The sequence below is a fragment of the Zoogloea sp. genome (genome assembly GCF_041911615.1).
GTDB lineage: Bacteria > Pseudomonadota > Gammaproteobacteria > Burkholderiales > Rhodocyclaceae > Zoogloea.
In genome coordinates this window covers 1-5,165 of sequence record NZ_JAYROR010000028.1, presented here as the reverse complement: position 1 = coordinate 5,165, position 5,165 = coordinate 1, and the positions used below count along the sequence as shown (strand labels likewise).

The window sequence follows — 5,165 nt, the reverse complement described above, 5'->3', positions numbered from 1 at the left end:
GGGATTCGACCGAGAAGTAGTGAAACATCGAGGACTGGGGATCGACTTCGCCGCGCATCGTTGCTGTGCCTGGGGTTCGGGGGTACGGCTAGGACAGGCGGGTGGTCGGATCGTTCACTGGGTTTTGCATCAACCTGCTAGAAGGGAATGTCGTCATCAAATGAAGACTCTGCTGCCTTTGGAATCGCGCCATCAGGCAACGGTAACGTGCTTACGACATACAGATTCAGAATGTCTTCGCGGTCCATAAACATGACTTGGCTGCGCTTCGTTGCGTCCAACTTTCCCCCTAACCAGTTTCGCGCCTGCTTGGTGATTTCGCCGCCAGCGACAATGAACGCGTGATCGACGAGTACCTTCTTGCTCGTTTCAGGATCGAAGAGTTCGTGACCAAGCATCATCAAGACTTGGTTATGGATCTCAGCGATGTTGGCGCTAGCGCCGCGACTTGTTCCGGCTGAGTCAAGTTTGCCTATCTTGGCTTGAATCCCGAAGTAGAGAACATGCTGTGTCGGGAGAACGTAACGCATCCAAACATCTTTTCCGTACTCAAGCGACTTGTCCTTGTGACCTGCGGCCGTGATTCGATGAAAACCAAGTTGGCGAAATAAGGGCAGGAGAACGGTCTCGATCAAATCGTCTTCAGAACACTTACCAAGATAGGCGGTTAGCTGCTCTCGTCGCTTGATCTCGTTTGGAGTAAAGGGGCGATGAGGGTTTGGGGCGATTGACAATGTCTTTGACCCGATGTGGCGGATGTAGAGCTGATTGTCTTCACCATAAAACGCTTCAAATCCTTCCCGTTCTAGAGGCTTGTTCAATGACGCCAGCGCAAGAGCCCTTTGTGGATCGTCGTCCTCGGCATCAGATTTCTGCATTAGGACGCGTAGTACGTGAACGAAGCGTTCTGGCAATGCGTTGGCCTGTGGTTGCGGCTCTTCGAGCAGTTCGGTTAGACGGTCAACTGTCCAAGACCATCGCGTCGATCCATCGTGCACAAAGTCCAGATCGCATTCCTCGAAGAATTGAGTGATATAGCTGCTTGAGCGATAAGGGAAGTGGGCGGCATCACCGATAACCATCTCCGCTATTGCGCGCAGATTTCGATTTCTGAACTTCATGGTTTACGGAGCCTTATCGGACACACTGAAGCTGTTGCCTGGACGCCCAACGTTCAAGGTAACCGGACTGCGCGGCTTTTCGCGCAGGTCCGGTTGACCGACTACAAAAGGACTTCCCCCACCCACCTGGTGGGCTTGCCACCCGGCATCCAAGTGCCAAGATTAAATTGCTGAAGTTCATTCTTTACGGCGAGGAGGGAAGTCAAAATGGATACTACGACTGTTGGTGTGGATCTGGCAAAGAATGTTTTCGTGGCCTGCGTGGCAGACTGTACTGGTCGGATCGTGGAGCGGCGGGACTTCAACCGATCGGGCTTTCTGACGTGGCTCAGTACGCTGCCGACGGGCACAGTGATCGGTATGGAAGCGTGTGGCAGCGCCCACCACTGGGGCCGCACGGCACAGCGTCTGGGCCTGGCACCGCGCCTGATGGCTGCCGAGTTCGTCCGCCCCTACCGCAAGCGCCAGTCGGTCAAGACATTCCTTTCTGGGACTACGTTATGCCTCAAACACAAAAATTCGGACAGGCTCATGTCGCAGTCGACAACCCTCATGTTGGCCTACGCAACCCTTATGTTGAGTCGCGTAACCTTTCTGTTGACGACGCTAACCCTTATGTTGAAGGCCCAATGCTTCATGTTGGGGCGTCAACTGTTTATGTTGAGGGGCGAAACCCTTAGTTTGCGACCTCAACATAAGGGTTAGCGCGGTGCACTGTTTATGTTGCCGGCCCAACATAAAGGTTCGGCGAGCCGAGTGGCGATGTTGGGCGTGCAACATCGTCGTTGCAGGCGTGCACATCATGGGTTGCGGCGCAGATTGACGCGTCGCACGCGCCAGGTGCTTTCTGCGGCGGGCTGGGATTGAGGTCAGGGGCTGGCGGGGAGCGGATGAGGTGGGGCGAGGAAGGGGGGCGGAGGCGGAGTAGGGGCGACTTCAGTCGCCCGGCCTTGGTTTGCGGCGGCGTCGTTGCCTGGGGTGGGGTGGGTGGGCGGCTGAAGCCGCCCCTACAAAGGTCTGCTGGGGATTGCGGGTGCTTTGAATGTGCTGCGGGCCGGTTTTGGCCGGCCCGCGGGGTGATTTACTTCTTCAGTGCCTTTGCAAACGCGCTGGCAAGCGACCCGGCCATGGCTGGCTCGCGGTTCTGTTTGGCAACCGCGGCGCGTTGGTTGCCGCGGGGCGCGTCGCGCCGTTCGCCCGCCGGGCGGCTGGTGGTACCGGGCTGGTCGCCCATGCGCATGGTGAGGGCGATGCGCTTGCGGGGGAGGTCGACCTCCAGCACCTTCACCTTCACCACCTGGCCGGCCTTGACCACGCTGTGGGGGTCTTTCACGAAGCGGTCGGAGAGGGCCGAGACGTGCACGAGGCCGTCCTGGTGCACGCCGATGTCCACGAAGGCGCCAAAGTTGGTGACGTTGGTGACGACGCCTTCGAGGATCATGCCTTCGGCCAGATCCTTCAGCTCTTCGACGCCTTCCTTGAAGCTGGCGGTCTTGAACTCGGGGCGCGGGTCGCGGCCGGGCTTGTCGAGTTCCTTCAGGATGTCCTGCACGGTGGGCAGGCCGAAGCGTTCGTCGGCGTAGCGTTCGGGCTTGAGCTGACCGATGGCGCGGGAGTCGCCCAGCAGCTCGCGCACGCCCTTCTGGATGTCGGCGAGGATGCGTTCGACCACCGGATAGGCTTCCGGGTGGACGGCCGAGGCGTCGAGGGGGTTGCTGCCGTTGGTGATGCGCAGGAAGCCGGCGGCCTGTTCGAAGGTCTTGGGCCCGAGGCGCGGCACGTCGAGCAGCGCGGCGCGGCTGGGGAAGGGGCCGTTGGCGTCGCGGTGGGCGACGATGTTGGCGGCGAGGGTGGGATTGAGGCCGGAGATACGGGTGAGCAGCGCGGCCGAGGCCATGTTCACATCCACGCCCACGGCGTTCACGCAGTCTTCCACGACCGAATCCAGCGCGCGGGCGAGGCGGGTCTGGTTTACGTCATGCTGGTACTGGCCGACGCCGATGGATTTGGGATCGATCTTGACCAGCTCGGCCAGCGGGTCCTGCAGGCGGCGGGCGATGGAGACGGCGCCGCGCAGGCTCACGTCGAGATCGGGGAATTCCTTGGCGGCGAGCTCCGAGGCGGAATACACCGAGGCGCCGGCTTCGGAGACGACGATCTTGGTCATGTGCAGCTCGGGGCGCAGCTTGATGAGGTCGGCGGCGAGCTTGTCGGTTTCGCGGCTGGCGGTGCCGTTGCCGATGGCGATCAGCGATACCTTGTGCTTTTCGCACAGTCTGGCCAGCGCGTGCAGGCTGCCGTCCCAGTCGCGGCGGGGTTCGTGGGGGTAGATCACGCCGGTGTCGACGAGCTTGCCGGTCTGGTCGACCACTGCCACCTTAACGCCGGTGCGCAGGCCGGGGTCGAGGCCCAGGGTGGCGCGGGGGCCGGCGGGGGCGGCCAGCAGCAGGTCCTTGAGGTTGCGGCCGAACACGCGGATGGCTTCTTCCTCGGCCTGTTCGCGCAGTTGGCCGAGCAGCTCGAGTTCGAGATGCAGCGAAATCTTGACGCTCCAGGCCCAGCGCACGGTTTCGCGCAGCCAGAAATCCGCCGGCCGGCCCTGATCCTTGATGCCGAAGCGGGCGGCGATGCGGGCTTCGCAGGGGTTGGGGCCGGGCGCGGCGCCGTCGGTGGGGTCGGAGTCCAGCGCCAGCTGCAGGCGCAGGAAGCCTTCGTTGCGGCCGCGGAAGAGGGCCAGTGCGCGGTGCGACGGTACGGTGGAGATCGCTTCGCGGAAGTCGAACCAGTCGCGGAACTTGGCCGCGTTGGGGTCGGTCTCCTTATCGGCGATGACGGTGGAGGCCACCACGCCGTGGTCGGCGAGATAGTCGCGAAGGGTGCCCAGCAGCTCGGCGTCTTCGGCGAAGCGTTCCATGAGGATCTGGCGCGCACCGTCGAGCACCGCGCGGGTGTCGGCAAAACCGGCTTCGGCGTTGAGGTAGTTGGCGGCTTCAAGCTCCGGCGTGAGGCTCGGGGCGGCCAGCAGGGCGTCGGCCAGCGGCGCGATGCCGGCTTCGCGGGCGATCTGGGCCTTGGTGCGGCGCTTCTGCTTGAAGGGCAGGTAGAGGTCTTCGAGGCGCTGCTTGGTTTCGGCGTTCTCGATGGCATCGCGGAGCTGCGGGTCGAGCTTGCCCTGTTCGTCGATGCTGGCGATCACCGCGGCGCGGCGTTCTTCGAGTTCGCGCAGGTAGCCCAGGCGTTCTTCGAGGTTGCGCAGCTGGGTGTCGTCGAGGCCGCCGGTGACTTCCTTGCGGTAGCGGGCCACGAAGGGAACGGTGGCGCCCTCGTCCAGAAGCTGGACGGCCGCAGAAACCTGGCGGGGTTGTACACCTAACTCGGCGGCAATGCGTTGTTCGATCGGCAGAAGCATGGTCGGGCCCGGAGCGCAAAAAAGGGCGCATGGTGCAGAAACCCGGCCTTCGCCGCAAGCCCGTCGCCGGGCGAGTTTCCGGTAAAATCGGAAGATTATTCGTGTCGTGAGCGCCGCTGCGCGCTTGCGAACCCCACGCCAGACGCCGAGCGCGGCGCCTCTGGCCCAGCAGGAGATCAGACCGCATGAACCCCGTATTCGCTGCGCTGGCAGCCGTGGCGTTCGGCTTGATGGTGGTCGGGGGCGATGCCTCCGCTGCGCCGCAGCCGTCGCATCCGGCCCCCGCCCGCAAGCCGGCGCCGGCCGCCAAGCCAGCCGCCAAGCCCGTCGCCCCGAAGGCGGCACCCAAGGCGGTGGCCCAGAAGCCGGCCCCGCAGAAATCCGCCCCGTCGAAGGCGGTGGCCGTTAAGGCGCCGGCGCCCAAGTCCGCGCCCGCGCCGAAGGCCGTGGCGGGCAAGGCCGCCCCCGTGGTGGCGAGCCGCGGTGCACCCCAGAAGGCCGCGCCGGTGGCCCGCGGTGGTCGTCAGGTGCCGGTGGTGGCCCAGAAACCCGATCCTCGCGCCCAGGCCCGCGCGCCCCAGGCGCAGGCTGGACGGGGCGGCAAGCTCGCGGCACCGCCGCCGGTGGTCAAGGGG

The 5,165-nt window shown here is 63.8% G+C and carries 3 protein-coding genes; 1 reads left to right on the top strand and 2 read right to left on the bottom strand.

The window, feature by feature from the left end:
- Positions 1 to 137: 137 nt before the first annotated feature.
- Both ACE3P2_RS03220 and ACE3P2_RS03215 read right to left on the bottom strand, forming a co-directional pair.
- Entirely contained in the window at positions 138 to 1,121 is a 984-nt protein-coding gene (locus ACE3P2_RS03220) for a hypothetical protein (RefSeq protein ID WP_374260946.1), read from the bottom strand.
- 1,081 nt (positions 1,122 to 2,202) lie between these two features.
- Positions 2,203 to 4,530, bottom strand: a complete 2,328-nt coding sequence (locus tag ACE3P2_RS03215) for a Tex family protein (protein WP_374260945.1) — start codon at positions 4,528 to 4,530, stop codon at positions 2,203 to 2,205.
- Positions 4,531 to 4,715: 185 nt separating this feature from the next.
- On the opposite strand from ACE3P2_RS03215, the gene ACE3P2_RS03210 reads away from it, so the two are divergent.
- Positions 4,716 to 5,165 (top strand): hypothetical protein (locus ACE3P2_RS03210; RefSeq protein WP_374260942.1); only part of this gene is annotated, 450 nt, incomplete at its 3' end.

What these genes read in the sequence shown, in the direction of transcription:
- ACE3P2_RS03220 (WP_374260946.1), bottom strand. Translation starts at nt 1,121, where the DNA reads ATGAAGTTCAGAAATCGAAATCTGCGCGCAATAGCGGAGATGGTTATC.
- ACE3P2_RS03215 (WP_374260945.1), bottom strand. Translation starts at nt 4,530, where the DNA reads ATGCTTCTGCCGATCGAACAACGCATTGCCGCCGAGTTAGGTGTACAA.